This is a genomic window from Cupriavidus sp. H18C2 (assembly GCF_049393795.1).
In the GTDB taxonomy this organism is placed as follows: domain Bacteria; phylum Pseudomonadota; class Gammaproteobacteria; order Burkholderiales; family Burkholderiaceae; genus Cupriavidus; species Cupriavidus pauculus_C.
Window position 1 is genome coordinate 2,465,607 of record NZ_CP186010.1, and the last position, 23,685, is coordinate 2,489,291.

23 protein-coding genes are annotated in these 23,685 nt (G+C 62.1%); 10 read left to right on the forward strand and 13 right to left on the reverse strand.

Going from position 1 to position 23,685, the window contains the following annotated elements; all coding sequences use genetic code 11:
* Nucleotides 1-12 precede the first annotated feature (12 nt).
* On the reverse strand, nt 13-2,007 hold the full coding sequence (locus EPAKOI_RS11085) for a DNA topoisomerase IV subunit B (RefSeq protein WP_313835045.1): 1,995 nt from the start codon (nt 2,005-2,007) through the stop codon (nt 13-15).
* Between the two features lie 236 nt (nt 2,008-2,243).
* On the opposite strand from EPAKOI_RS11085, the gene EPAKOI_RS11090 reads away from it, so the two are divergent.
* Together EPAKOI_RS11090 and EPAKOI_RS11095 are read left to right on the forward strand one after the other, a co-directional pair.
* Complete coding sequence (locus EPAKOI_RS11090) at nt 2,244-3,455, forward strand: MFS transporter (protein ID WP_124683741.1); 1,212 nt, start codon at nt 2,244-2,246, stop codon at nt 3,453-3,455.
* Between the two features lies 1 nt (nt 3,456).
* On the forward strand, nt 3,457-3,582 hold the full coding sequence (locus EPAKOI_RS11095) for a hypothetical protein (protein WP_258096258.1): 126 nt from the start codon (nt 3,457-3,459) through the stop codon (nt 3,580-3,582).
* Nucleotides 3,583-3,603: 21 nt separating this feature from the next.
* Here the strand turns inward: EPAKOI_RS11095 and EPAKOI_RS11100 are convergent, their stop codons facing one another.
* Entirely contained in the window at nt 3,604-5,520 is a 1,917-nt protein-coding gene (locus EPAKOI_RS11100) for an ATP-binding cassette domain-containing protein (protein WP_423192210.1), read from the reverse strand.
* 519 nt (nt 5,521-6,039) lie between these two features.
* Between EPAKOI_RS11100 and EPAKOI_RS11105 the strand changes: the two genes are divergently transcribed.
* Both EPAKOI_RS11105 and EPAKOI_RS11110 read left to right on the forward strand, forming a co-directional pair.
* Nucleotides 6,040-6,933 (forward strand): amino acid ABC transporter substrate-binding protein, encoded by an 894-nt coding sequence (locus tag EPAKOI_RS11105; RefSeq protein WP_423192211.1) that lies wholly within the window; start codon nt 6,040-6,042, stop codon nt 6,931-6,933.
* A gap of 161 nt (nt 6,934-7,094) precedes the next feature.
* Nucleotides 7,095-7,424 carry a DMT family transporter gene (locus EPAKOI_RS11110; RefSeq protein ID WP_124683738.1) on the forward strand — a complete coding sequence of 110 codons (330 nt, stop codon included), beginning with the start codon at nt 7,095-7,097 and terminating at the stop codon, nt 7,422-7,424.
* An 11-nt stretch (nt 7,425-7,435) separates the two neighbouring features.
* Here the strand turns inward: EPAKOI_RS11110 and EPAKOI_RS11115 are convergent, their stop codons facing one another.
* On the reverse strand, nt 7,436-7,717 hold the full coding sequence (locus tag EPAKOI_RS11115; protein WP_253699803.1) for a hypothetical protein: 282 nt from the start codon (nt 7,715-7,717) through the stop codon (nt 7,436-7,438).
* A gap of 205 nt (nt 7,718-7,922) precedes the next feature.
* On the opposite strand from EPAKOI_RS11115, the gene EPAKOI_RS11120 reads away from it, so the two are divergent.
* A complete protein-coding gene (locus EPAKOI_RS11120; protein WP_124683737.1) occupies nt 7,923-8,720 on the forward strand; it encodes a hypothetical protein in 798 nt (265 codons plus the stop codon).
* Here EPAKOI_RS11120 and EPAKOI_RS11125 read toward each other — a convergent pair.
* From EPAKOI_RS11125 to EPAKOI_RS11135, 3 genes are all read right to left on the reverse strand, one after another.
* Nucleotides 8,700-9,953: an EpsG family protein gene (locus EPAKOI_RS11125; RefSeq protein WP_423192212.1), complete on the reverse strand. Its 1,254-nt coding sequence runs from the start codon at nt 9,951-9,953 to the stop codon at nt 8,700-8,702. The two genes, EPAKOI_RS11120 and EPAKOI_RS11125, sit on opposite strands and share 21 nt — an antisense overlap.
* Nucleotides 9,954-10,155: 202 nt before the next feature.
* A complete protein-coding gene (locus EPAKOI_RS11130) occupies nt 10,156-11,211 on the reverse strand; it encodes a hypothetical protein (RefSeq protein WP_423192213.1) in 1,056 nt (351 codons plus the stop codon).
* 1 nt (nt 11,212) lies between these two features.
* The gene (locus EPAKOI_RS11135) at nt 11,213-12,700 is read right to left on the reverse strand and encodes an MBOAT family O-acyltransferase (RefSeq protein WP_423192214.1); all 1,488 of its coding nucleotides are present in this window, start codon (nt 12,698-12,700) and stop codon (nt 11,213-11,215) included.
* 469 nt (nt 12,701-13,169) lie between these two features.
* On the opposite strand from EPAKOI_RS11135, the gene EPAKOI_RS11140 reads away from it, so the two are divergent.
* The 5 genes from EPAKOI_RS11140 (at nt 13,170) to EPAKOI_RS11160 (ending at nt 16,547) form a co-directional block, all read left to right on the forward strand.
* On the forward strand, nt 13,170-13,847 hold the full coding sequence (locus EPAKOI_RS11140) for a transporter (protein ID WP_423192215.1): 678 nt from the start codon (nt 13,170-13,172) through the stop codon (nt 13,845-13,847).
* A 45-nt stretch (nt 13,848-13,892) separates the two neighbouring features.
* Entirely contained in the window at nt 13,893-14,555 is a 663-nt protein-coding gene (locus tag EPAKOI_RS11145) for a DUF1254 domain-containing protein (RefSeq protein WP_423192216.1), read from the forward strand.
* Nucleotides 14,515-14,958, forward strand: coding sequence for a DUF1214 domain-containing protein (locus tag EPAKOI_RS11150; protein ID WP_423192217.1), 444 nt, complete (start codon nt 14,515-14,517; stop codon nt 14,956-14,958). The genes EPAKOI_RS11145 and EPAKOI_RS11150 overlap by 41 nt, the downstream gene beginning before the upstream one ends.
* A gap of 247 nt (nt 14,959-15,205) precedes the next feature.
* The gene (locus EPAKOI_RS11155; protein ID WP_423192218.1) at nt 15,206-16,018 is read left to right on the forward strand and encodes a DUF2092 domain-containing protein; all 813 of its coding nucleotides are present in this window, start codon (nt 15,206-15,208) and stop codon (nt 16,016-16,018) included.
* Nucleotides 16,019-16,028: 10 nt separating this feature from the next.
* Entirely contained in the window at nt 16,029-16,547 is a 519-nt protein-coding gene (locus EPAKOI_RS11160) for a hypothetical protein (RefSeq protein WP_423192219.1), read from the forward strand.
* Between the two features lie 58 nt (nt 16,548-16,605).
* On the opposite strand, the gene EPAKOI_RS11165 is transcribed toward EPAKOI_RS11160, so the two are convergent.
* From EPAKOI_RS11165 to EPAKOI_RS11195, 7 genes are all read right to left on the reverse strand, one after another.
* Complete coding sequence (locus EPAKOI_RS11165; RefSeq protein WP_423192220.1) at nt 16,606-16,896, reverse strand: PAAR domain-containing protein; 291 nt, start codon at nt 16,894-16,896, stop codon at nt 16,606-16,608.
* A 72-nt stretch (nt 16,897-16,968) separates the two neighbouring features.
* Nucleotides 16,969-18,015 carry a T6SS immunity protein Tli4 family protein gene (locus EPAKOI_RS11170; RefSeq protein ID WP_423192221.1) on the reverse strand — a complete coding sequence of 349 codons (1,047 nt, stop codon included), beginning with the start codon at nt 18,013-18,015 and terminating at the stop codon, nt 16,969-16,971.
* The gene (locus EPAKOI_RS11175) at nt 17,981-19,027 is read right to left on the reverse strand and encodes a T6SS immunity protein Tli4 family protein (RefSeq protein WP_423192222.1); all 1,047 of its coding nucleotides are present in this window, start codon (nt 19,025-19,027) and stop codon (nt 17,981-17,983) included. Before EPAKOI_RS11175 ends, EPAKOI_RS11170 begins: the two co-directional genes overlap by 35 nt.
* Nucleotides 18,993-19,793 carry a T6SS immunity protein Tli4 family protein gene (locus EPAKOI_RS11180; protein ID WP_423192223.1) on the reverse strand — a complete coding sequence of 267 codons (801 nt, stop codon included), beginning with the start codon at nt 19,791-19,793 and terminating at the stop codon, nt 18,993-18,995. The genes EPAKOI_RS11175 and EPAKOI_RS11180 overlap by 35 nt, the downstream gene beginning before the upstream one ends.
* A 212-nt stretch (nt 19,794-20,005) precedes the next feature.
* The gene (locus tag EPAKOI_RS11185) at nt 20,006-20,905 is read right to left on the reverse strand and encodes a T6SS immunity protein Tli4 family protein (protein ID WP_423192224.1); all 900 of its coding nucleotides are present in this window, start codon (nt 20,903-20,905) and stop codon (nt 20,006-20,008) included.
* 80 nt (nt 20,906-20,985) lie between these two features.
* Complete coding sequence (locus EPAKOI_RS11190) at nt 20,986-21,894, reverse strand: T6SS immunity protein Tli4 family protein (protein ID WP_423192225.1); 909 nt, start codon at nt 21,892-21,894, stop codon at nt 20,986-20,988.
* Nucleotides 21,891-23,669, reverse strand: coding sequence for a hypothetical protein (locus EPAKOI_RS11195; RefSeq protein ID WP_423192226.1), 1,779 nt, complete (start codon nt 23,667-23,669; stop codon nt 21,891-21,893). The genes EPAKOI_RS11190 and EPAKOI_RS11195 overlap by 4 nt, the downstream gene beginning before the upstream one ends.
* Nucleotides 23,670-23,685: the final 16 nt, after the last annotated feature.

The window sequence follows — 23,685 nt, forward strand, 5'->3', positions numbered from 1 at the left end:
GGGTGTCGGCCGTCAGATGTCGGCTTCCACCTCGTTGCCCTTCTCTTCCAGCCAGGTCCGGCGCTGCGACGCCTCGCCCTTGCCCATCAGCATGTTCATCATGGTGACGGTCTGGGGCAGGTCGAACTCGCCCAGCGCCACCGGCAGCAGCCGGCGCGTGTCGGGGTTCATCGTGGTCTCCCAGAGCTGCTCGGCGCTCATCTCGCCCAGGCCCTTGAAGCGCGAGATCTGCCACGCGCCGTCCTTGACGCCGTCCTTGAGCAGCTTGTCCTGGATGGCTTCGAGCTCGCCTTCGTCCAGCGCGTAGAGCTTCTGCGCCGGCTTCTTGCCGCGCGCCGGCGCGTCCACGCGGAACAGCGGCGGCCGCGCCACGCAGACGTGGCCCAGGTCGATCAGCTTCGGGAAATGGCGGAAGAACAGCGTCAGCAGCAGCACCTGGATATGCGCGCCGTCCACGTCCGCGTCGGACAGGATGCAGATCTTGCCGTAGCGCAGGTTCGACAGGTCGGGCTCGTCGTCGGGGCCGTGCGGGTCCACGCCGATGGCCACGGCAATGTCGTGCACCTCGTTGTTGGCGAACAGGCGGTCGCGCTCGGTTTCCCAGGTATTGAGCACCTTGCCGCGCAGCGGCAGGATGGCCTGGAATTCCTTGTCGCGGCCCATCTTGGCCGAGCCGCCGGCCGAGTCGCCTTCCACCAGGAAGATCTCGTTGCGGGCGATGTCGGTCGATTCGCAGTCGGTCAGCTTGCCGGGCAGCACGGCCACGCCGGAGCCCTTCTTCTTTTCCACCTTCTGCGCGGCGCGCGTGCGGGCCTGGGCCTGGCGGATCACCAGCTCGGCCAGCTTCTTGCCGAAGTCGACGTGGTGGTTGAGCCAGAGCTCCAGCGCCGGGCGGCTGAACGTGGACACCAGGCGCACCGCGTCGCGGCTGTTCAGGCGTTCCTTGATCTGGCCCTGGAACTGCGGGTCCAGCACCTTGGCCGACAGCACGAACGAGGCGCGCGCGAAGACGTCCTCGCTCATCAGCTTCACGCCCTTGGGCTGCAGCGAGTGCATCTCGATGAAGCTCTTGACGGCCAGGAACAGGCCCTCGCGCAGGCCCGACTCATGGGTGCCGCCGGCCGGCGTGGGAATCAGGTTCACGTACGACTCGCGCACCGGGGCGCCGTCCTCGGTCCAGGCGACGACCCACGACGCGCCCTCGCCCTCGGCAAACCCTTCCTCGCCGGCGTTCCTGTCGGGATCGGCAAAGTGCTCGCCCTCGAACATCGGAATCACCAGCTCGGCGCCGCTGCCCTGGGCCAGCGCTTCCACCAGGTAGCCCTTCAGGCCCTGCTCGTACTGCCAGACGGTCTGCTCGCCGGTCTTTTCCAGCACCAGCGTGACCTTGACGCCCGGCAGCAGCACAGCCTTGGAGCGCAGCAGGCGCTGCAGCTCGGCCATGGGAATCGCGGCGGAATCGAAATATCTGGCGTCCGGCCAGACCTGCACGCGCGTGCCGTTCTTCTTCTCGCCGCGCTCCAGCTTGCGCGATGCCAGCGGGCGGGTCACCTCGCCGCCGTGCTCGAAGGTCAGCGTGGACTGCGCGCCATCGCGCCAGACCGTGACGTCCAGCCGCGTGGCCAGCGCATTGGTCACCGACACGCCCACGCCATGCAGGCCGCCCGAGAACGCGTAGGCGCCGCCCTTGCCCTTGTCGAACTTGCCGCCCGCGTGCAGGCGGGTGAAGACGATTTCCACCACGGGCACGCCTTCCTCGGGGTGGATGCCCACCGGGATGCCGCGGCCGTCGTCTTCCACGCTGATGCTGCCGTCCTTGTGCAGCGTGACCAGGATCTCGGAGCCGTGGCCGCCCAGCGCCTCGTCCGAGGCATTGTCGATCACCTCCTGCACGATATGCAGCGGGTTGTCGGTCCGGGTGTACATGCCGGGCCGTTGCTTGACCGGCTCCAGGCCCTTCAGGACCCGGATGGAAGATTCGCTGTACTGACTGGTTTTGCTCGCCATGGAGTCGATACGGATAGTAGGGGGTGGCCGTGCGCGGCCACGTTGCGCTGCATTGTAATGGATGGGCGCGGCAGCCCCGTGGCGGGCCGCCGGCCACCTGCATCGGCCCCAACACGAAATTTGCGCCGGGCTTAAACTAAGCGGCCATTTAATGTCATCCCCCGCCATCCGGGCACGGCGCCCCCACGCCCCCGCCGGACCGCATCGAAAACAATAGAGACAATACCGAGCCCGACATGACCGACCGCAAACTCTCCCTGACCACCGTGCTCGTGTGCGGTGGCCTGCTCGTCACCCTGTCCATGGGCATCCGGCATGGCTTTGGCCTGTTCAACCTGCCGATCACCCAGACCCACGGCTGGAACCGCGAGACGTTTGCGTTCGCGCTGGCGCTGCAGAACCTGATGTGGGGCGCCAGCCAGCCCATTGCCGGGGCGCTGGCCGACAAGTTCGGCGCGGTGCGGATCATGATCGTCGGCGTGGCGCTGTACGTGGCCGGGCTGGTCGTGATGGCGCTGGCCACCAGCGGCACCGCGTTTGCCACCGGCGCCGGGGTGCTGATCGGCATCGCCCAGTCGGGCACGACCTACAGCGTGGTCTATGGCGTGATTGGCCGCGTGGCCAGCGCCGAGAAGCGCGTCTGGGCGATGGGCATCGCGGCGGCGGCCGGCTCGTTCGGGCAGTTCCTGATGATCCCGGTCGAGCAGACGCTGATTTCCACGGCCGGCTGGCAGAACGCGCTGTTCATCCTGGCCTTCCTGGCGTGCTTCATGCTGCCGCTGGCGCTGACGCTGCGCGAGCCGAAGATGGTGGCCAGCACGACCGGCCACCAGCAGAGCATCGGCGAGGCCACGCGCGAGGCGTTTGGCAACCGCAACTTCCAGTTGCTGACGCTGGGCTACTTTGTCTGCGGGTTCCAGGTGGTGTTCATCGGCGTGCACCTGACGCCGTACCTGAAGGATCGGGGGCTGGTCGACATCAAGATCGCCACCGTGGCGCTAGCGCTGATCGGGCTGTTCAACGTGTTCGGCACCTACACGGCCGGCGCGATGGGCCAGCGGATGCCCAAGCGCTACCTGCTGTCGTCGATCTACATCGCGCGGTCCGTCGTCATCGCCGGCTACCTGCTGCTGCCGCTGAGCGCCTGGAGCACGTGGATCTTTGCCGCGCTGATGGGCTTGCTGTGGCTGTCCACGGTGCCGCTGACCAACGGCATCATCGCGCAGGTGTTCGGCGTGAAATACCTGTCGATGCTGTCCGGCGTGGTGTTCTTCTCGCACCAGATCGGCAGCTTCCTGGGCGCCTGGCTGGGCGGCTACCTGTACGACCGCACCGGCAGCTACAACATCGTCTGGATGCTGGCCATTGCCCTGGGCGTGGTGGCGGCGCTGGTCAACCTGCCGATCCGCGAGCAGGCGCTGGTGCGCCCGCAGCCGGCCGGAGCCTGACATGGCCTGGGCAAAGGGCCTCGGCTTCGTGGCGCTGGCGGCGGTGCTGACGCTGGGCTTCCTGGCCTACCTGCGCCCGGCGTTCATGGTGGACCTGACGAACATGGTGCTGGCCTGGTGTGGCTAGCTTTCTCAGACGGCAAATCCCTCAGCCCTCGCCCTTCGTCTTCTTCTCCAGCACTTCCCAGCGCTCCAGCGCTTCCAGCAGTTCCATCTCGATCTCGTCGTGGCGCGTGGCCAGTTCGGCGGCGCGGGCGGGGTCGGTGGCGTAGAGCGTGCCGTCGGCGAGCTGGTCGGCCAGCATCTTCTGTTCGGCTTCCAGCGCCGCGATGCGCTCGGGCAGGCCGTCCAGTTCGCGCTGTTCCTTGTATGACAGCTTGACCGTCCGGTTGGCGCCGCGGGCGTCGCGCGTGCTGGCCTTCGGCGCCTCGGCCGGCTTGGGCTCGGCCTTCGGCTGCAGTGTCTGGGCCCGCGCGGACTGCTGTTCCCAGTCCGAGTAGCCGCCCACGGACTCGCGCCACTGGCCGTCGCCTTCGGCGGCGATGGTCGACGTCACCACGTTGTCCAGGAACGCGCGGTCGTGCGATACCAGGAACACCGTGCCGCTGTAGTCCTGCAGCAGTTCCTCAAGCAGTTCGAGCGTGTCGATGTCGAGGTCGTTGGTCGGTTCGTCCAGCACCAGCACGTTGGCCGGGCGGGCGAACAGCCGCGCCAGCAGCAGCCGGTTGCGCTCGCCGCCGGACAGCGACTTGACCGGCGAGCGCGCGCGTTCCGGCGCGAACAGGAAGTCGCCCAGGTAGCTCATCACGTGCTTGCGCTGGCCGTTGACCTCCACCCAGTCGCTGCCGGGGCTGATCGTGTCGGCCAGCGACTTTTCCAGGTCCAGCGCGGTACGCATCTGGTCGAAATAGGCCACCTGCAGGTTGCTGCCGTTGCGCACGGTGCCGGCGTCGGGCGCCAGGTCGCCCAGGATCAGCCGCAGCAGCGTGGTCTTGCCCGCGCCGTTCGGGCCGATCAGGCCGACCTTGTCGCCGCGCATGATCGTGGCGGTGAAATCGCGCACCACGGCCTTGTCGGCATAGGCTTTCGACACGTCGATCAGTTCGGCGACGATCTTGCCGGAGCGGTCGGCCTGCGACACTTCCAGCTTGACGTTGCCCTGCACCTCGCGGCGCTGCGCGCGCTCGTCGCGCATGGCGTGCAGCCGCTGCACCCGGGCCACGCTGCGCGTGCGGCGGGCTTCCACGCCCTTGCGGATCCAGACTTCCTCCTGCGCCAGCAGCTTGTCGAACTTGGCCTGCTCCACGGCCTCGTTGGCCAGCAGTTCGGCCTTGCGGGCCTGGTATGCCGCGAAATTGCCGGGGAACGACAGCAGCTTGCCGCGATCCAGTTCGACGATGCGCGTGGCCACGCGGTCCAGGAACGCGCGGTCGTGGGTAATCAGCAGCACGCTGCCGCGAAAGCCCAGCAGCAGGTCCTCCAGCCAGCGGATGGCGGCCACGTCGAGGTGGTTGGTCGGTTCATCGAGCAGCAGGATGTCGGGCTCGGCCACCAGCCCCTGCGCCAGCGCCACGCGCTTCTGCAGCCCGCCGGACAGCGCGTCCACGCGCACGTGCGGGTCCAGGTCCAGCCGGGCCAGCGTGGTCTCCACGCGGGTGCGCAGCGTCCAGGCGTCGGCGGCGTCCAGTTCGGCCTGCACGCGGTGCAACTCGGCCAGCGTGGCCTCGTCGTGATGGGTGTCGAGCTTGGCCAGCGCAGCGTCGTAGCGCTGCAGCAGGTCGTGCGCCTGACCCATGCCCTGGCTGACGGCGTCGAACACGGTCAGCCCCGGCGCGAATTGTGGCTCCTGCGCAACATAGGCGGAGGTCACGCCGCTCTGCCGGGCGATCAGGCCGTCGTCGGGCGCGGACATGCCGGCCACGATCCGCAGCAGCGACGACTTGCCGCTGCCGTTGCGGCCGATCAGGCCAACGCGTTCGCCGGCTTCGAGCGAGAAATCGGTATGGTCGAGCAATGCCACGTGGCCAAAGGCCAGTTGGGCATCGGTAATGGAAAACAGGGCCATGGTGGTGCGAGGACGGATGAGCCGCCGGGCGCCCAGAGACGGGCGCCGCGCAACGGGCAGGCCCGAATTGTAGACGAGCCGCGCGCGCGGGCCGGCGGCGAGCCGCGCAAAAGAAAAGGCCCGTTCGCCTGAACGGGCCCCAAGAGTCTCTCCTCGGTGCCCTGCTCGCAAGGCACGTCTGAAGGATAGCCAGCGGCGCTGCAAGGCAGAAGTCGGACAAATCCGTAAGGGAAAGTCCCCGTCAACCGGCGCCGCGCCCGGGCGTTGCGCGGCGGGGACGTCCGAACGCTGCCACTAGACCGCGCAGTTGTGCCGTGCCGGGCGCCCGTGGAACAATCCGCCATCAGAATTCTCCGAACGCACAACGCCTCAGCAGCACCGCAGTACCGGGCAGTCTTAGAGCCGGAACCATCCGGCCAGCGGTGGCCAACGCGCCGCCAGGGTTGTTTCCAGAACCATTTTCGACGGGTGTCACTCATGACCAATTCGGGCCTGCCGTGCCGTGCCTCGCTCCGGGGCATGGCGTCTGTCGTATTTTCCCTAGCCACCCTGCTCTGCACGCCGGCCCTGCCGGGCGCGCAGGCCGCCACGCCGAACTCGGTGGTGCTGCGCATCCAGCAGACCGGCGCCATCCGCATTGCGCACCGCGAGAGTTCGGTGCCGTTCTCGTTCGTGGTCGACGGCAAGCCGATGGGCTACGCCGTGGACCTGTGCCTGAAGGTGGCCGACGCCGTGCGCACCCAGCTGAAGCTGCCGCAGTTGCGCGTGGAATGGGTGCCGGTCACGCCGGCATCGCGCATCCCCGCCATCGTCGACGGCAAGGCCGACCTGGAGTGCGGATCGACGACCAACAACCGCGAACGGCGCGACCTGGTGGCGTTCACCATCCCGCACTACATCGCCGGCAGCCGCATGCTGGTGAAGGCCGACTCGGGCATCCGCAAGTGGGGCGACCTGCGCGGCAAGACCGTGGTGTCGACCACCAAGACCACGCCGCTGGAAATGCTGCGCAAGATGGACGAGTCCGGCGCGATGGGCTGGAAGGTGGTGGAAGCCAAGGACCACGCCGAGGCATTCTCGATGGTGGAATCGGGCAAGGCCGACGCGTTCGTGATGGACGACGTGCTGCTGTTCGGCCTGCGCGCCAACGCCCGCAACCCCGCCGGGCTGGCCGTGACCGGCGACCTGCTGACGATCGAGCCGTACGCGATCATGCTGTCGAAGCACGACGCCGAGTTCAAGAAGATCGTCGACCGCGCGCTGATTGCGTCGATCTACGACCAGGAGACGCAGAAGCTGTACCGCAAATGGTTCCAGCAGCCCATCCCGCCCAACGGCATCACGCTGGACATTCCGATGAGCTACCTGCTGCGCGATTCGTTCAAGTTCCCGAGCGACAAGGTGGCGGACTGACCGGCTGGCCTGCCGGCCGGCGGGGCGGCCGTGCGAAGGGGCCCGGGCCGGAGCGTCTTGCATAATAGGCGTTCCGGGCGGCGTATCGATCGCTTTTGGCGATGACTGCCGCCCGCCGGCTTCGCCCTTCCCTGTTTCGCCGCCCTTCCCTCGCCCCAGCCATGAACGGATACGTCCTCCTCGCCCTGGCCATCGTCGCCGAAGTCATCGCCACCAGCAGCCTCAAGGCCGCCGAGAATTTCACGCGGCTCTGGCCCAGCGTGCTGGTGGTGGCCGGCTACGCCGCCGCGTTCTGGCTGCTGATGCAGGTGATGAAGACCGTGCCGGTGGGCGTGGCCTATGCGATCTGGTCGGGCGCGGGCATCGTGCTGGTCACGCTGATCGCCGTGGTGCTGTACCGCCAGGTGCCCGACCTGGCGGCGGTGGTCGGCATCGCGCTGATCATCGCCGGCGTGGCCGTGATCCAGCTTTTCTCGAAGATGAGCCACTGACCCAGGGCGGGTCAGCTCTTGGGCGGCAGCGTCCGCAGCAGCCGGTTCACCTGGACCAGCGTCTCGCACTCGTCGGCCTTGCGCTTGCGGCGCTGGTCGATGATGTCCAGCAACGCCCGCACCTGGCCATTCTTGGCCTCGCAGGCTTCCCGGGTGTCCTTGGGACAAACCACGTCGATCTCGCCGCGCAGGCTCTCCTGGACGATATCGATCAGCGCGGTGCAGCCGGAGGTATCGTTCAAGGCCGGATCGGACGCCGGCTGCGCCGCCAGCGCAAAGGCTGCGGCGAACATGGCAGGCGCTGGCAACCAGCGCGCGGGCGTCCGGAACAATCGCATGGATGGGCAGGAAAGAAGACTCGCCCGCCGCGGCTGCGGCGTGCGGGCTACATCATAGCGGGTTGTGGGATTCGGATTGGGGGAAATGGGGGGCAAAGGCGGTTGCCGACCACCCCTGTGGTAGATTCTGTTGCTCGCAAGTTCAGAACCGTATTCGCATATGACGCAGGCCGGGGCGCCCCCGCATAGGTACCGTAGCGCAGTTCGCCTGCTGGCGGCGATGGCAGCGGCTGGAGGACTGGCAGGTGCGCTGTATGGCGCCATGTCGCCGGAACGATGGCCCGCCTCGCTGGCCATCCAGTTGCCGCAGGTCGGCACGGGCATGGCGCTGATGGATCCGGACACGGTCACGCATCGCATCAATATTCCCGACTTTGCCGACGACGTCCTGCGCGCCGTCCCGGCACAAACCCACGTCGACGCCAGGCTGTTCCGCAAGACGCTGCGCGCCGAAAAGGCGCGGGGGTCGGACATCATCACGGTGAGGGTTCAGGGCCACTCGGCCCAGGACGCCCGTGTGCTGGCCGAGACAGTGGTCGGCGTCCTGCAGCGGGAGCATGCCGAAGACCTGGCCAAGGCCCGGGCGTTCCGGGAGAAGGCGCTTGCTGGCGCCGAAGCCGAGCTGGCGGCCGCACAGGCGGCGCGCCAGAAGATCATGGATTCCGCCCGCTCCACGCCGGACGTCAGGCTGGCCATTTTGCTGTCCGCCAATGGCCGCGAGGTCGAACTGCTACGCAAGCGGCGCGACGAGTTGCGCGATCAGCTTTCTCCGATGCGCACGTTCAACACGCGGGCCATTGCGCCGGTCAGCGTGGCCGCGCATCCCCTGAAGGAATCGATGCCGATATGCGCGTTCATCGGGGCCGCCGCGGCAACGTTGCTGTGGGGCGCCCTGATGCTGTTCCGCAAGCGGGAGGCTGCGACAGAGGATGGCGACCTATCGTGCCAGGTCAGGTGAAGCGAACAGTTGCCCGGTTGACCCTTCCTCCGGCACCAGGCTGCCGCTTTCGATCCGCTCCATGCGCAGCGCCTCGTTGAAATGCAGGTAGTAGTCTTCCGCCCGCTGCCGGCCATCGCCGGCATAGCCGGTCCAGGCTTGCTCCAGGTAGGACTGGTACGGCAGATAGGGCTCCATCCCCGGCCAGAGGATGAGCTTGGCGAATACCGCCAGGCTCAGGCCATACACGGCGAGGTACTCCACCCGCATGCGGACCTGCGGCAGCGTGTGCCAGCGCCGTGCCAGCATGACGATCTGCGCCACGATCACGAAATAGTGCAAGCGGTTCCACAGCAGCGGCCATTCCGGGATCAGTGCCTGGGCGATCACCATCATCATCATGGAACCGATCAGGACCGTCTCGATGCGCGATGAGGGGTCGTAGGTCCGGCTCAGGAACAGGAAGATCGCCGTGTGCAGCACGAAGTACGCCGCGGCCGTCACACTGAATCCGGGTGACGGGGCCAGCGCGGCATAGCCGGCGAGTTTGCCGGCGATGAACGCATTGGGAATCAGGCCCGCGATGGCCTGCAGCATCCAGAACATGCTGATGCCCGACAGCAGCACCAGTGTCAGCCCGCCGACGATCCAGTAACGCCACGCCAGCAGGCGGCGCCAGATCGCCGTGAAGAAGATGGGCAGGAACAGCAGCAGCGAGTACTGGATGAACGTGCCCATGGCCAGCCAGAGCGCGGCCCTTGCCAGCCGGCGCCGGTCGAAGGCCATGATGGCCAGCATCAGGAAGGAGACGGCCAGCGACTGCCGGATCACGACCATCTGGACTACCAGATAGGCCCAGCTGAAGTAAATGGCGAGACCGACCGCTATATTGGTGCGGGTGTACTGGAAGAACCGGATCAGTACCGCGCCATTGAACAGCGCCACCACGAAAAACAGCGTCTGGATGTCGGCGTCGAACGATTTCAGCGTCGAAAGCAGAAGCAGGAACAGCGGCTCCATCAGCCGGACGGTGTCCTGCAAGACCGCGCCGTTGAAGAGGTCGACAAGCGTGGGCGCCTCGCTGAGCGCAAGTTCATATACGGGCCAGTCGAAACCCGTTTCGTAACGGGTGCCGGCCAGTAATACGAAGGCGACGAAGACGACGCAAAGCAGCAGAAAATCGGTGCGTTTCCGGAACAACGCGATGGTTGCACCGCCCCAGAACAGGGTCAGCGCGGCAATGTACGGCAGCATGGTTATCTCTTTCGTGCCGCGATCACAAAGTCGACTAACGCGCACAGGCTGACCGCGGCCAGCGCCACGGCGCCAGCCGAGCAGGCAACAATGACGGACAAAACGTATCTCCGGATGTGTATGCCTGAATTGTACCGGTTCGCTTACATTGCAGTAGTTTTACGATATGAATCTGTGCGGTTAGGGATGGTCGGCCTGGTATCTAGCCGTCGTTCTGCGCCCCGGCAGGTGCACCAAGACGCTGGCGCAATGCCCGGACCATGCGGTTGGTCCGCTCGGGGGCACTGCCGCAATTGAGATGCAGGCCGGTATTGAAGAAAGCCGACTTGGGAAAGGTGTAGTCGAACGGTGCGCCGACGGTTTCCAGCCCCGCCTTCTGCAGGCCGGACCAGAGGGTATGGATGGCACGCTGGAAGACCGGGTTCCGGGTGTAATCGTCGTCCAGCATCACGGGCGGGAACACGTAGACGGCCACGCCGCGCGCGCGCATCGTCGCCACGAAATCCAGGACAAAGCGCAGGCTTGCTGGATGGATCTTGCCGTCGGCGGGAACGTCATACTGGCTCGTGATGGGCGCGACATTGCTTTCGCAGGTGTTTCTCATATCCCCATGACCGGTCATGTTGAGGTACGAGTACGAGAACTCCTTCGTCTGCGCTGCCACCTCGTCCCACTTCTTCATCGCGGTAGCCTCGTCATCGAGCTTGCGCCAGGGATGCTCCTTCAGCAGCCTCGCGCTGTCCTCCTTTGCGACGATGTTGCGATAGAGCGCAGGCACCGACACCGCGGAGACATACTGCAGCTTGCGCAGCGGCGGTAGCGCGTCGTAGTAACGGCCATCCCATGCCACCATCTGGTCAACGAACCAGTCATTGGGCTCCCGGTAGTCGAAGGCGTAGTACCCCCACCACAGCGGCAATACGACTACGTCACCGGCCCGCGCATTGCGGACAGCCATGCTGAGGATCCAGTCGAGCGGCAGGCCGGCATGCAGCCCCATGTTGATGACGGGACGACCCAGGCTCTTCTCGGCCAGTTCGCTATCGAAACCGAACAGCACGTTCGAGTCACCCGCCACGAGCACCCGGTGTCCCGGTGTCCGGTCCGAGATTCTGCTTTTCAGGCGGGCCCAGTTCTCCACGTCGTAGGACGCCAGAATCGGCGCCCCGAATTGATACCGGAACAGGGCGTAATAGGCGACCGCCAGCACTGCCATGGCCAGCGCGAACGACAGGACAAACAATCGCGTGCTTTTCATGTCAGAACTGGAAATAGAGGAACGGGCTTATGACATTGGTGCCGAACTGAGTCAGCAGGCTGGCGGACAGCACAACCGCCACCACGGCGGCCCCGCCGACGAACAACATGCGGACGACGCGCGCGCCCTCGGCGTCTTTCACGCTTGCGCGGGTCTCAAGCAAGTCAATGAACTCATAGGCATTCGGGAACAGCCACACGATGGCGCACGAGACAAAGAGATAGCCCGCGAAAGCGACGGGGCTGGTCTTGAACACATCGCCCCATTGCGCCTCCGCCGCCAGCCCCGCCATTGCCGCCAGCAAGGAGTTCGCCGTCTCCATGCCCGGAGCACGGAAATAGACCCACGCCACGACGACGCTCACGAAAGTGAGCGCCACGCCGGCGGCACGCGCCAGCGTCTGTGGCACCCGACCCTCCATGCCTAGCCGACCGACCACCCACCGGAACCCGTGGTTCACGCAGAGCAGCCCGCCATGAATGGCGCCCCAGGCAATGAAAGTCCACGCCGCCCCGTGCCACAGGCCGCCGAGCACCATGGTGGCCAGCAGGTTGAAGTACCGGCGAACCTGACCGTGCTGGTTGCCGCCAAGCGGGATATAGAGATAGTCGCGCAGGAACTGCGACAGCGTCATATGCCAGCGGCGCCAGAACTCGATGATGTTGTGGGCCTTGTATGGCGAGTTGAAGTTGATGGGCAACCGGATGCCGAACAGCATCGACAAGCCCACCGCCATGTCCGAATAGCCCGAAAAATCGAAGTAGATCTGGAACGTGTAGGCCAGCGCGCCGGCCCAGGCGCCCACCATCCCGACCGGATTGCCGTGCGCGGCAGTCGCAAAAGCCGCATCTGCGTAGTGGCTGATCGGGTCGGCAATCAGCAGCTTCTTGCTCATGCCGATCGTGAATAGCAAGACGCCGACCGCAAGATCGCGCGACCGTATCCGGTAGACAGCGGGGTCGGCGAACTGCGGCATCATCTGCCCGTGGTGCAGCACGGGACCGGCAATGAGGTGCGGGAACCAGGTGACAAACAGCAGGTAGCGGACGAAGTTGAATTCGCGCGCCTTGCCCTTCCAGGCATCCACCAGGAACGCAATCTGCGTGAAGGTGAAGAATGAAATGCCAATCGGAAGGATGATGTTGAGCGCATGGGCATGGCCGCCCAGCGGGTTGATCACCTGCAACAGGAAGAAGTTGGCGTACTTGTAATAAGCCAGCAGCCCGAGGTCCGCGACGATCCCGAAGACCAGGGCCCGCTTCGCCCACGGCGACCCCAGGCGCGTGATGGCGTAGCCGACGGCGTAGTTGAAAGCGATAGAGCCCAGAAGCAATGGAACGTGCTTCAGGCTCCAGTACCCGTAGAAGAACACGGAAGCTGCCGCCAGCCAGCCGGCGGCCAGGCCGCGGTGAATCCGGCCCAGCAGAAAGAAGCCCGCCAGGACAATTGGCAGATACGCGAAAACGAACGCGAACGAGGTGAATAGCACTCCAACCCTTGTTTTTGGATATTTTTGGCAGGGCAGGATTGTATCTGCATCCGTACTATTACAAACCTGTTACGGGCTGGATTCATTGTGCGGAGCGGCCGATTCTGCCTGACGGAATGTTACGGCATTGATTGCGGACAGTCGGTTCGACCAGGCGTGCCAAGGCCGTTTTTGCTGAGAAGTCCGAAGTAATTTAGATCCGCCCACCGAAACAATTCACTTCCGCCCCTTCCCCACAAGCGAAAGGATACGAGTTCGGATCTGCCGACGTGGCGATCCGCCGCCTGGAAAATGTATGTCGGGATTTCTGAGTTCACCGCCGCTGCGCCGGTCTTCTGGCCGCCTTATTCGTCACATCACTGTCTGTAGCACCGCGCTGCCACTCCTCTCGGCCGCCGCCCCCACCTTTGCCGAAGACTCCGCCGATCTGGCCAAGAAGCTCAGCAATCCCGTCGCGGCCCTGATCAGCGTGCCGTTTCAGTTCAATTACGACCGCGGGATCGGGCCGGCGCATGACGGCGACCGGCTGACGATGAACTTCCAGCCGGTGGTGCCGATTTCGCTCAATGCGGACTGGAACCTGATTTCCCGGACAATTCTTCCCGTGACGCACCAGTCGTCGGTTACGCCCGGATCGGGGACGCAGACCGGGCTTGGCGACACGTTGCAGAGCGCGTTCTTCTCGCCGAAGACGCCGACGGCCGGCGGGCTGATCTGGGGCGTCGGGCCGGCCATCCTGCTGCCCACGGGCACCGAGAACCAGTTGAGCGGCCGCAAGTGGGGCCTGGGGCCGACGGCGGTCGGGCTGATCCAGCACGGGCCCTGGACCTACGGCGCCCTGGGCAACCATATCTGGTCCGTGGCGGGCGACAACGGCCGGCCGGCTATCAGCAGTACGTTCCTGCAGCCGTTCCTGTCGTACACCACGCCCACGGCCTGGACCTACACGTTGAACACCGAATCGAGCTACGACTGGAAGCAGGCGCAGTGGAGCGTGCCGATCCACGCTGGCGTCAGCAAACTCGTCAAGATCGAAGGCCGGCCCGTCAGCCTGGGCGTTTTTGCCACCTACTGGGCCGATTCGCCCACGACGGGCCCGCATGGCTGGGGCGGACGCGCGGTCATCACGCTGCTGTTTCCCAAATAGCCTGATCCGATTCCAAGACATATCGTCCTCCGAAGGAGTGAATGAATGAAAACCGCAAGCCGTCTCTCGAAGGTTGTCCTGGCATTCCTGCTGGCCGCCGGGGCCATTGGGTCCGCGACCGCGCAGGACAAGGACAAGCCGGTTATCGTGACCGACAAGAACTTCGCCCGTGCGATGACCGATTTCGCCATGCAGAAGGAAGTCGAGCAGGGGGCGACCAATACCTGGCATCACCATCGCAAGACCATGGCGTTGTCCGAGCAGCCCGCGCCGCTGATGAACCGTGACACCGTGTATTCGTTCGCCGTGCTGGACGGGGGCGGAGACGTCGCCATTACCCTGCCGAAAAATGACGGGCGGTATATGTCGCTGCACATCGTCAATCACGACCACACCACGTACAAGGTGTTCTACGGGCCGGGGCGCTACGTGATTCCCAAGTCGAAATCGAGCGATTTCTTCTATGCCAACGTGCGCATGCAGATCAACGACAAGGATCCGGCCGACGTCCAGAAGGTCAACCAGTTTCAGGACGAACTGAAGATCGAATATCTGGAATGGCTACAAGCCCAAAGAATTCAAGGTCACCAACTGGGACATGAAGTCGTTCGAGAAAGTCCGGGACAAATATGTCGCGCAGGCGCAGAAACAGGGCGTGAAGGGGACGATGGGCACCTCCGCCCACCCGGTGTCGCTGGAAGCGCGTAATCGTGGAGTATCGATCGCCACGGGACTGCTGCCCGACAAGGACGCCGTCTACCTGACCGAAAAACACGAAGTCGACAAGAGCAAGACGTACAAGGCCACCTATCGCGTGCCAGACCAGGTGGACCCCAAGCTTGGCTTTTACTCGATGACGGTCTACGGCGACGACCAGTATCTGAAGACCGACAAGGGGTCGACCATCAGCAATTCGGAAATCAAGCTTAATCCGGACGGCAAGACCTTCGACATCTACTACGTCCCCGAAAGTGAGTTCGGCAAGGGCAAGCATGCCAATGAACTGATTATGCCCACGGCGCCGTTCTGGACCTGTTTCCGCGTCTACATGCCCGGCGCGTCCGTGGTCAACGGCAAATACAAGATGCCGAAGCTGAGCCAGGCCCAATAATCCGCGGAAACGCGCCATGAGCCACGTTACGGCAACCCGGAAGCACGAATTCATGAAGATGTTGCCGCCGACCATCTTCTTTTTCGGGCACTCCATATCGTGGCCGTGATCCGCGCGCCGTGAGCGATTCAGGCGACTGTTGCTGGGGCGCTGCCCGAACGGACTGCCCCGCTGGATGCATGACGGCGGCCGGCATGCCCGCCCCCTGGTTCGCCACCCATTGCTGTCTATCGACTGGAGTTAGCCCATGAAACGCCTACCGGTACTCGGTTTCCTGGCTGTCATGCTGACGGCCTGCAGCAACACCCCGCCCGCCCCCACCGCCGCGCCAGCCAGCGCGCCGGCCGCGAGACCGTCGCCGGCACAGTACACGCCGGCGCAGCCCGATGCCAATGCGGTGGACCCGGCCGTCATCAAGGCGTTGCAGGACATGGGCGCCAGCCTGCAGTCACTGAAACAGTTCGAAGTGGGCATCAGCCTGACCGGCGAGCGGGTACTGCAGGACGGCCAGAAGCTGCAGCACACGGCCATCGCCGATCTCGATGTCGTGCGTCCGAACAAGCTGCGGGCGCAGATGCGCAGCGCCCGGCTGCAACGCGACCTGATCTACGACGGCAAGACCGTGACGCTCTACCAGCCCGAGCAGAAGTTCTACTCACAGGCACAGTTCAGCGACAACCTGAACACGCTGATCGACCGGCTGAGCGAGCGCTATGGCATCGAGGTGCCGTCCGCGGACCTGTTCCTGTGGGGCACGCCGGCGGCGCCGACCGACAACATTCAGTCGGCGATGAACGCCGGGCAGGACTTCATTGCCGGCGATCTGTGCGACCACTACGCCTTCCGGCAAGGCCAGTTCGACTGGCAGATCTGGATCTCCACCGGCCCGCGCCCGCTGCCGCGCAAGCTCGTCATCACGAATCGCGCGGACGAGGCTCGCCCGCAATCGATCACGTACTACAAGTGGAACCTGAATCCGAAGTTTGGCAACGCCACGTTCGCGTTCACGCCGCCGCCGGGCGCCAGGCCCGCGGAGTTCGTTCCCCTGAAGAACCGCTGAGGAGCCCGCGATGACATACGCAATCGGCAAGCTATGGATGGTTGGCGTGACGGGCCTGGTACTGGCCGCGTCGGGGTGGGTGCCCAGCGCTGAAGCGCGTCCCGGGGGCGGAGGCGGCCATATGGCAGGCGGACGCGGCGGCGGCAATGTGGGCGCCCATGCCGGCGGCGGCGCCCGCCAGGTCAACAACAGCCGCGCCGACGTGCGGACCAACAACGTCCGCAGCAACAGCGTCAACAGTGTCAACGCCAGTCGCAACGTCAACATCAACTCGAACCGCAACGTGAACGTCAACGTCGACAATCACGGCGGCTGCTGCGGCTGGGACAACGACTATCACCCGGTAGCCACGGCGGCAGCCGTCACCGCCACCGTCGCCGTGACCTCGGCCGTGGTCGGATCGATGGTGCGCTCCGTGCCGCCAAACTGCATGCCGGTCAACTACGGCGGCATGGTGTACCAGCAATGCGGCGGAACGTGGTACCAGTCGCAGGGGTCGCAGTACGTGGTCGTGAATCCGCCGTATTGAGGGTGCGGATGGCCCGGGGGACGTGCGGAGGAAGCGATGATGGTGTCTCCCCGGCCGGCTATATGTCCATGCCGGAGGTGTACTGCGTGGGAATCAGGAGGGGACTGGGCTGACATTTGCAGACGCACAGATCGTCGCTCAAGGCAGCCTCGCGGCCATCGGGGCCTGTCGTAGGCAATCTGGGGTCACTGCAGACAATGACGCCCATGGTCTTGCACACCGGGCACCAGACGGGATCACCCTCGTAGGCTTGTTCCCGGTTTCCAACGATGTCGTCGGCCGTGCCACCTTCGACCTTGCCACCAGCAGTCGTCGGGTCGCCTCTCACAATGTCATAGCGTGTTGTCATAGCGTTTTGCTCGGAGAAGTCGGTGGTATTGGCCGACACCCCAAGTCGGTGGCAGACGGCGAGAGGTAAGCCTCATACGGCACCTGGACGTAGACGAATCGAATCAATCACGGCATCCCACAATTCCAGCGCCTCTTCATCGGTGGCAAAGGATTCCCTGTTGGTGGCGTAAGCACTTTCTCCAACCCTGAGCGAGGCGTTGAGATTGGGTTCTGCCAGGGATTCTTCTTTGCCGGGGGCCTCCCATTTGAACCCGTAGCCGCGTTTCCCGTCCGTCGTGCTTGCCAGCAGAATCTCGTCTGCCTGGATGGGCCCGACCGGTCGCGCGCGGTCGCGCAGACGTGCAAATCCCGCCACCACGCCGAGCAGGCCGGCTACGATGCCACCGGCACGTTCGCGCAAGCCCGGTCCCACGCGATATTGCACATACGACGTGAGTTCGAAGAAAACGTCTGGTTTGCCATGCAACTGGATGACCATACGCCAGCTTTCGGGGTTGAGATCGTTATCTACGAGAATTGCGTCATCGACCACGTAGCCGATACCTTTTGGAATGTCCCCGCTGGGAATTTTATGCCACCCACGAGACATTTCCTCACGCGTAGCCAAAGCAGTGGACTTCCGACTCTTCGAGACTTTTCCAGAGTAGCTAAGGTATCGGGCATCTGCTCGAAAATAAGTGTCAAAAACGTAAGGCTGATACCGCTCCTCCGAGCCGGATTCCGGCCAGGAAATCAACGTCACTCCACCGTTCGAATGCGATACGCGTTCGATGAGTAGACTGTGGTGTATGGTCGACGTCGTTTCACGTAACGACTGCTCCCTCCCGGCAATAAGGGCCTCGTATTCCTCTTGATGTCGGATCTCAAGTAACGGCCTAACCTTGACTTTGTTATAGGAGTAAGTCTCGATCATCTTGGCGTTCTCGGGGATGTCCACCAAGTGCCGCCCGATCGCTCGCGTTCTCCATCCTCGTTTCATGATTTCGCCTTCTCGTGCCATCTTGCGTGCTGAGTCCTCCGCACCCATGTGCACGAAACCCAAAGATTCAGCCCGAGAATTGTTGGCGGCATGGTCGACGGCGTCATACGGCACCCGGACGTAGACGAATGGAATCAATCACCGCATCCCATAATTCCAACGCTTCTTCGTCGGTGGCAAAGGATTCCCTGTTGGTGGCGTAGGCACTTTCTCCGACCCTCAACGAGGCGTTGAGATTGGGTTCTGCCAGCGAGTACTCCTTCCCGGGCGCTTCCCATTTGAAACCATAGCCGCGCTTTCCTTCCTGCGTGCTTGCCAGCAGTATCTCGTCGGCCTGGATCGGCCCAACCGGTCGCGCGCGGTCGCGCAGGCGCGCAAATCCCGCCACCGTGCCAAGCAGGCCGGCTACGATGCCACCGGCACGTTCGCGCAAGCCAGGCCCTACGCGACGTCGCGCATATGATGTGAGCTCGAAAGAGACATCTGGCTTGCCATGCAGCTGGATGACCATGCGCCAGCTTTCCGGATTGAAATCGTTATCTACTAGAATTGCGTCATCGACTACGTAGCCGATACCCCTTGGGATTGTCCCATTTGGTATCTGCTGCCACTCGCGAGACAGTTCCTCACGTGTGGCCAAAGCTATCGATTTTTTATCCTGCGAAACCTCTCCGGAATAACTAATAAATCGATTATTAGCGCGAAAATACGTGTCAAACACAAAAAACTTATACTGCTCCTCAGCATCCGTTTTGTCCCAAGATATCAGTGTCACAGCGTCGTTAGCATGCTGCACACTTTCAATGAATAAACTATTTAGCTCCCTCGTCTTTAAATTGCGCAGCGATACTTCCTTCTGGGCGATAAGGTTCTCGTAGTCTTCCTGACTATGGATATCCAACAACGGTTGGATCTTCACCTTGTTGAAGGCATAAGTCTCAACCGTCTTGGCGTCTCCGGGGACGTCCACCAAGTGCCGGCCAATCGCTCGTGTCCTCCATCCCCGCTTCATGGATTTGCCCTCTCGTGCCAGTTTCCCTGTTGCCCCGGCTGCAACCATGTGGGCCGCATTCTGAGAGGCGATCCCACGACTATCGGTGGTTTGGTCGGACGCTTCATACGGCACCCGGACGTAGACGAATGGAATCAATCACGGCATCCCATAATTCCAACGCTTCCTCGTCAGTGGCAAAGGATTCCCTGTTGGTGGCGTAGGCACTTTCTCCGACTCTGAGCGAGGCGTTGAGATTGGGCTCTGCCAGGGATTCCTCCTTGCCGGGCGCCTCCCATTTGAAACCATAGCCGCGTTTTCCGTCCTGATTACTCGCCAGCAGGATCTCGTCGGCCTGGATTGGCCCGACCGGTCGTGCGCGGTCGCGCAGGCGCGCAAATCCCGCCACCGTGCCAAGCAGGCCGGCAACTACGCCGCCGGCGCGTTCGCGCAGGCCCGGTCCCACCCGATCTTGCGCAAACGATGTGAGCTCGAAGGACACATCTGGCTTGCCATGCAGTTGGATAGTCATACGCCAACTTTCCGCGTTGAATCTTTCTTCAGCGAGAATCGCATCATCGACTACGAAACCAATGCCTTCCGGCATTTCCCCATCCGAGAGCTGGTGCCATTTTCCAGACAGCTCTTCAATGGTAACCAAAGCCGCCGATTTGAGTTCTTGCGCTACTTCCCCTGAGTAACCAAGGAAACGGTTATCAGCGCAAAAATAGGTATCAAACACGAAAGCTTTGTACTTCCCCTCGGAGTCAGAATTATCCCAGGATATGAAAGTCACAGCCTTGTTCGAGTGATGCACGCGTTCGATAAACAAAGCACCAAATTCTTGATGCTTTGCCGCACGCAGCGACATCTCCTTCTGAGCGAGAAATCTCTCGTATTCCTGCTGACTATGGATATCCAACAACGGTTGGATCTTTACCTCGTTGAATACATAAGTCTCAACCGTCTTGGCGTTCCCGGGGAATATCCACCAAGTGCCGGCCGATCGCTCGCGTTCTCCATCCTCGTTTCATGGTCTCGCCTTCTCGTGCCATCTTGAGTGCTGAGTCCTCTGCACCTACGTGCACTAAACTCTAAGAGGCAACCCGAAAATTGTTGGCGGCATAGTTGAAGGTGTCATGCGGCACCCGGACGTAGACGAATGGAACCAATCACGGCATCCCACAATTCCAGCGCTTCTTCGTCAGTGGCAAAGGATTCCCTGTTGGTGGCGTAGGCACTTTCTCCGACTCTGAGCGAGGCGTTGAGATTGGGCTCTGCCAACGAGTATTCCTTCCCGGGAGCTTCCCATTTGAAACCATAGCCACGCTTTCCGTCCTGGGTACTTGCCAGCAGGATCTCGTCGGCCTGGATCGGCCCAACTGGTCGTGCGCGATCGCGCAGGCGCGCAAATCCCGCCACTATGCCAAGCATGCCGGCTACGATGCCACCGGCACGTTCCCGCAAGCGAGGCGCTACGCGACGTCGCGCATACGATGTGAGCTCGAAAGAGACATCTGGCTTGCCATGCAACTGGATGACCATACGCCAGCTTTCCGGATTGAATCGTTTCTCCGCAAGAATCGCATCATCGACAACGAAACCGATGCCTTCCGGTATTTCCCCATTTGGAGTTTGGCGCCACTCTCGAGCCAACTCCGCGTAAGTCTGCAACGCCGCAGCCTTGAAGTTTCGCGACACTTCTCCGATGGAGCTCAGATAGCGATTCCCGGCCCGAAAGTAAGTCTCAAATTCGTAGCAGATTTCGCCGGTCGGCTTATTCCATGAAATGAGCGTAACGGAGCCGTTCGCATACTCCACACGCTCCACAAACATGCTACCGAATTGTTCATGTTCGGCCGCTCGCAGTATCCTTTCCCGCTCAGAAATCAATTGCTTGTACTCTTCTTGGCCTCGGATTTCGGACAGCGGCTTGATCTTGTCCTGATAGAACGTATAGCTCTCGATTGTCTTAGCACTCTCGGGGATATCCACCAAATGCCGACCGATTGCTCGCGTCTTCCATCCCCGCTTCATTCCTTGATGAGACCCATGAAGCTGCCGCGTACCCCAATGCTCGCCTTGCGATGGGGCTTCAGGACGATTAGAAGCGAACCTCATACGGCACCCGGACGTAGACGAATGGAATCAATCACGGCATCCCACAATTCCAGCGCTTCTTCATCGGTGGCAAAGGACTCCCTGTTGGTGGCGTAGGCACTTTCTCCGACCCTCAACGAGGCATTGAGATTGGGTTCTGCCAGCGAGTACTCCTTCCCGGGAGCTTCCCATTTGAAACCATAGCCGCGCTTTCCGTCCTGCGTACTTGCCAGCAAGATCTCGTCGGCCTGTATCGGCCCAACCGGTCGCGCGCGGTCGCGCAGGCGCGCAAATCCTGCCACTGTGCCAAGCAGGCCGGCTACGATGCCACCGGCACGTTCGCGCAATCCAGGCGCTACGCGACGTCGCGCATACGATGTGAGCTCGAAAAAGACATCTGGCTTGGCATGCAACTGGATGGTCATACGCCAACTTTCCGAATTGAATCGATCTTCAGCGAGGACCGCATCATCGACTACGAAACCGATGCCTTCCGGCACTTCCCCATCCAAAATCTGGCGCCATTTCCCAGACAGCTCCTCAATGGTCACCAAAGCTGCCGATTTGCGGTCTTGTGATATCTCCCCTGAGTAGCCAAGGAAACGGTTATCAGCACAAAAATAAGTATCAAATACGAAAGCTTTGTACCTCTCCTCGACATCAGTGTTATCCCAGGATATGAATGTCACAGCCTTGTTCGAATGATGCACGCTCTCAAGGAACAAGGTGCCGAACTTTCTGTGCTTTGCCTCACGCAGTGATATTTCTTTCTGAGCGAGAAATTTCTCGTACTCCTCCTGACTATGGATATCCAACAAAGGCTTAATCTTTCTCTTGTTGAACGCATAGGTTTCAACCGTCTTGGCGTTCCCGGGAATGTCCACCAAGTGCCGGCCGATTGCTCGCGTTCTCCATGCCTCTTTCATTGGTTCCCCTTCTTATGCCAATTGGCCTGTTGAGCGATCTTGATCACTGCATACATGGTTGCAAAAAGCGATCGCCTGTGTTTGTCACCGTAACTTCCCTGATGGTCATAGCAAAAGTATTCATTGCTCTGCCCTGGACTACCCTGTCCATGCGCAAAGTTCATTGCAATCCCGGCTTTGCCAGGAGCCTCCCCCGAGTACAGTGGTACAGTGCCATCGCCGGGGCAATCAGGATCGGCTATTTTTAGGACGGTACCTTTGCTCGTTCTAAGGGTCCCTTTGCCGTCGTCCTGCAACACAGTCATTGCTACCGTATCGAGATCCAGTATCTCGTTGCTTTCCCATGACACTTCGCCCCATGTCATGCGATCAGTGGCAGCCATCAGTCCGGTGCCGAACAGCCCGCCAGCGTCCTTGCTTTTGTCACGCCCAGCCTGCGCTCCATAGTGGGCATAGGTCGGTGATTTATATTTTTTCTCAATCTCACTGTGGAATAGCTTAACGCTGGTGATCAGCGTCCTTAATCTCCGGTGAGGGGAATCATCCTCTTGCACTTCATGGTTCTGCAGCGCCGTGCTCGGCGTATTCATCAACGCCAAATTGTGCTCAGGCACAAGCCCGTACCACGCCGACGACAAATAGATCTCCGAATAGGGATCTCCGTTGGCCGGCAAAGGCGGCATCAATTCATTTCCCTTTTTATCCCGTACATAAAGCCAAGGCTTGCCGTCGTTGTAATCAGCCGTTGGCAACAGTTCGAGCCCACCGGGAGCTTGCGAGAGGATTGCCACCACGTCGGCGGCGTGGCGGCCCAGGAACAGCTTCTCAGCGCCCTCGAATCCCGCACGCATGCGCTTGTATGTAGCAGGCGCCCCCGTGGCTGGCTGTACCCCATGCGACACGCCCAAAACCTTGTCGCATTGATGTATCTCGGTCAGCGCACGACTGACCAGCCCGCCCATCGAATGGGTGACGACAATGACTTTTTCCGCCATCGGCCTGTTCGGCTTTCTGCGCTGGATACTGCATTGGTCGCTTCCCTCACCGTCTGGGGTGTCCTTGACGGTCACGCGTTTGCCTTCGTTGTAGTAGGGCAGAATCGTGTTCTCGATCAGGTCTTTGATGGCAGTGCCCGAATCCTTGTTGCTCTGCAGCCAGTTGTAGCCGCCTGCCCATATATCGAATTGATAGTTGGCCGCGTGCAGAATCTCTTCTCGGGTCAGCGCATCGCCTTCGTTGGCGCCCCAATCGTTTGGCGAATCCAGACCGGATTCTGCCGCCCAACCCTTGAGGTCCGCTTCGCAACGATCGAAATCGTACCGGGCCAAATCATTGAGCAGCTTCTGCAACTGCCCCATGAATGGGTGGTAGCTGGAGCGCATCAATGCGCCCCAACCGCGTGCTACGAGCACATTTTTCGGAAGGCCGCTTTCGCCCGCATCGATAGGCCCACTGGGGTCTATCTCAACCGTTTCAGTCACCAGATCATCGGCCCGCTCATCGGTGTTCTTGAAGAAATAGCTGAACAGTTGCACGATCAAGTCTGCCCCGCCACGCAGATCGACGTTTGGGGGTTTCCAGACGCTTGATTTCCCTTCCTTCTTGCGCAAGTTGGTGCCCATGATTCCCGGTATGAAGAGAATCGGAATCACATACGGCTTTGCCAGAACGATTTTCTCGCGCTGATCCTCCTCAGGCGTCAGTACCGCGGTACTGTACTGATCGCCATCTTTATCGACGGTGCTGGGGATGATGAAGGCATTGGGTTCGATCATGGTCTTCGCAACGGAT

Excerpts from the sequence above, each read along its gene's own strand:
- EPAKOI_RS11085 (WP_313835045.1), bottom strand. The coding sequence starts at position 2,007 with ATGGCGAGCAAAACCAGTCAGTACAGCGAATCTTCCATCCGGGTCCTG.
- EPAKOI_RS11090 (WP_124683741.1), top strand. The coding sequence starts at position 2,244 with ATGACCGACCGCAAACTCTCCCTGACCACCGTGCTCGTGTGCGGTGGC.
- EPAKOI_RS11095 (WP_258096258.1), top strand. The coding sequence starts at position 3,457 with ATGGCCTGGGCAAAGGGCCTCGGCTTCGTGGCGCTGGCGGCGGTGCTG.
- EPAKOI_RS11100 (WP_423192210.1), bottom strand. The coding sequence starts at position 5,520 with ATGGCCCTGTTTTCCATTACCGATGCCCAACTGGCCTTTGGCCACGTG.
- EPAKOI_RS11105 (WP_423192211.1), top strand. The coding sequence starts at position 6,040 with ATGGCGTCTGTCGTATTTTCCCTAGCCACCCTGCTCTGCACGCCGGCC.
- EPAKOI_RS11110 (WP_124683738.1), top strand. The coding sequence starts at position 7,095 with ATGAACGGATACGTCCTCCTCGCCCTGGCCATCGTCGCCGAAGTCATC.
- EPAKOI_RS11115 (WP_253699803.1), bottom strand. The coding sequence starts at position 7,717 with ATGTTCGCCGCAGCCTTTGCGCTGGCGGCGCAGCCGGCGTCCGATCCG.
- EPAKOI_RS11120 (WP_124683737.1), top strand. The coding sequence starts at position 7,923 with ATGACGCAGGCCGGGGCGCCCCCGCATAGGTACCGTAGCGCAGTTCGC.
- EPAKOI_RS11125 (WP_423192212.1), bottom strand. The coding sequence starts at position 9,953 with ATGCTGCCGTACATTGCCGCGCTGACCCTGTTCTGGGGCGGTGCAACC.
- EPAKOI_RS11130 (WP_423192213.1), bottom strand. The coding sequence starts at position 11,211 with ATGAAAAGCACGCGATTGTTTGTCCTGTCGTTCGCGCTGGCCATGGCA.
- EPAKOI_RS11145 (WP_423192216.1), top strand. The coding sequence starts at position 13,893 with ATGAAAACCGCAAGCCGTCTCTCGAAGGTTGTCCTGGCATTCCTGCTG.
- EPAKOI_RS11150 (WP_423192217.1), top strand. The coding sequence starts at position 14,515 with ATGGGCACCTCCGCCCACCCGGTGTCGCTGGAAGCGCGTAATCGTGGA.
- EPAKOI_RS11155 (WP_423192218.1), top strand. The coding sequence starts at position 15,206 with ATGAAACGCCTACCGGTACTCGGTTTCCTGGCTGTCATGCTGACGGCC.
- EPAKOI_RS11160 (WP_423192219.1), top strand. The coding sequence starts at position 16,029 with ATGACATACGCAATCGGCAAGCTATGGATGGTTGGCGTGACGGGCCTG.
- EPAKOI_RS11165 (WP_423192220.1), bottom strand. The coding sequence starts at position 16,896 with ATGACAACACGCTATGACATTGTGAGAGGCGACCCGACGACTGCTGGT.
- EPAKOI_RS11185 (WP_423192224.1), bottom strand. The coding sequence starts at position 20,905 with ATGAAGCGGGGATGGAAGACGCGAGCAATCGGTCGGCATTTGGTGGAT.
- EPAKOI_RS11190 (WP_423192225.1), bottom strand. The coding sequence starts at position 21,894 with ATGAAAGAGGCATGGAGAACGCGAGCAATCGGCCGGCACTTGGTGGAC.
- EPAKOI_RS11195 (WP_423192226.1), bottom strand. The coding sequence starts at position 23,669 with ATGATCGAACCCAATGCCTTCATCATCCCCAGCACCGTCGATAAAGAT.